1 protein-coding gene is annotated in these 1,917 nt (G+C 53.8%); it reads left to right on the top strand.

Going from position 1 to position 1,917, the window contains the following annotated elements:
- Nucleotides 1-187: 187 nt before the first annotated feature.
- Nucleotides 188-1,312 (top strand): aminotransferase, encoded by a 1,125-nt coding sequence (locus tag DW123_RS09435; RefSeq protein WP_118273754.1) that lies wholly within the window; start codon nucleotides 188-190, stop codon nucleotides 1,310-1,312.
- Nucleotides 1,313-1,917: the final 605 nt, after the last annotated feature.

Consider the following 1,917-nt stretch of genomic DNA (forward strand, 5'->3'; position numbering starts at 1 on the left):
CCGTGGCGGCCCGCGCTGCATGAGCATGCCCTTCTGGCGCGAGGACCTCTAAGGTTTTCAAAGACCCGTACAGGTCTTAATACAAACATCTAGCTGCCATTAGATGTCTCCCAATGGGACGGTGCGGTTCTTTCGCACCGTCCCATTCATGTTTATTGACGCTAAATTAAGATCAGATAAGGTGGCCATGGATATCAAGACAATTGGCGTTGAGGAATGGCTCAACGTTTGGGAGAAGAGTGCTACATGGGATATCGCTCAGTCGACGATCTCGTCGCTGACCATGGGTGAGCTTCGCGCACTTGACGAGCAGGACGGTGCTACGTTCTACGAGTGTCTGGATCGCGAGAAGATGAATTACGGCTGGATCGAGGGTTCGCCGGAGTTTAAGGCCGAAGTCGCCAAGCTGTATCGTCGCGAGGTCAATCCCGATCACATTTTGCAGACTAATGGCTGTACGGGTGCTAACCTCAATGCCATCATGGCTGTTGTCGAGCCCGGCGATCACGTGATTGCCGAGTGGCCTACCTATGCGCCGCTCTATGAGATTCCGCGTACGCTCGGTGCCGAGGTCGAGTATTGGGAGCTTCGCGAGGAGCTCGGCTGGAAGCCCGATATCGAACAGCTCAAGCACCTCGTTCGCCCCAACACCAAGCTCATCTGCATCAATAACGCATCGAACCCCATCGGTACGGTGCTCGATGCCGATACGCTCGGCCAGATTGCCGAGATCGCCCGCTCGGTGGGCGCCTACGTGCTGTGCGACGAGGTGTATCTGCCGCTCGAGAACACTGAGTCCTTTATATCGATGGCCGACGTGTACGAGAAGGCCATTGTCACCAACTCGGTGTCCAAGACCTATTCGACGCCTGCGGCTCGCGTGGGCTGGGTCGTGGCCGACGAAGAGGTCTCCAACCGCATCCGCATCTATCGTGACTACACCATGATCTGCGGCGGCGTGTTCAACGACGCCCTGGCGACCTACGTGCTCGAGCACAAGGATAAGATCCTTGAGCGCAACCGTAAGATCGTGTTTGGCAACCGTGATATCGCTCAGGCATGGATCGATACGCAGAGCCGCGTCTCTTGGACGGCGCCGCAGGGCGTATCCACCTCGTTTATCCAGCTGGATATTCCCGAGGACGATGAGGAGTTCTGCAAGCGCCTGTTGGCCGAGAGGGGAGTGCTGCTGGTTCCCGGCAGCCGCTTTGAGCTTCCCTGCGGCGCGCGTCTGGGCTACTGCGCGAGTGAAGACGTTCTTCGCGAGGGCCTGAGGCTTCTGGGCGAGGCACTGGCCGAGTTCGATCGGTAGCCCTTGAGGATTTCGAGGGCCTAAACCTTACTGGGCCCTCGATGTACCGAATCCAGACCCGCTCCCTTTGGGGCGGGTCTGTTTGTCTTTACCGCCGAAAAAGTCAAGTTGTTACAAATAGAGACGCAAAACAGGCGGGGTATCCGAGGGGCCGTATACTGAGCTTCCGGTGAACGGTATCCAACGTCTGGTAAACGGTAGCCTGGTTGCTAAAAATGAATAGGACGAACTTTTTTCTGAATAAAAATCAAAATGGTTGAGACATAGCAAGAATTACGAATTCTATTCATACATTTGCGTGAAATATGCAAATTGAGGGTGGTTTAAGAAAGATTAGTTCCAATTGATTTTCCGGTTAAAAAAGCGTTTAAGCACGTAAATAAACTTTATTAAATCAAAGTTTGCCATGCGTGAAGTATATGTGTATGCCGTTCACCCCCTATAAAAAACCGTTCGGGGGCAAGGTGGAAGTATGGGCTGATTTTGGATATAAATATGTCGTCAGCAATAACGCCTCACACGGAGGGGCGCTAACGAATCGGCCCTGACAAGGGCCCGAAAGAAAGGTAGGAGGCCATGACGAAAGGTCTGCACGTGCCTTCCGA

Source organism: Collinsella sp. AM10-26, from assembly GCF_003472525.1.
In the GTDB taxonomy this organism is placed as follows: Bacteria; Actinomycetota; Coriobacteriia; order Coriobacteriales; family Coriobacteriaceae; genus Collinsella.

Bases quoted from the DNA above. Each gene is read 5' to 3' on its own strand.
- DW123_RS09435 (WP_118273754.1), top strand. From the start codon at position 188: ATGGATATCAAGACAATTGGCGTTGAGGAATGGCTCAACGTTTGGGAG.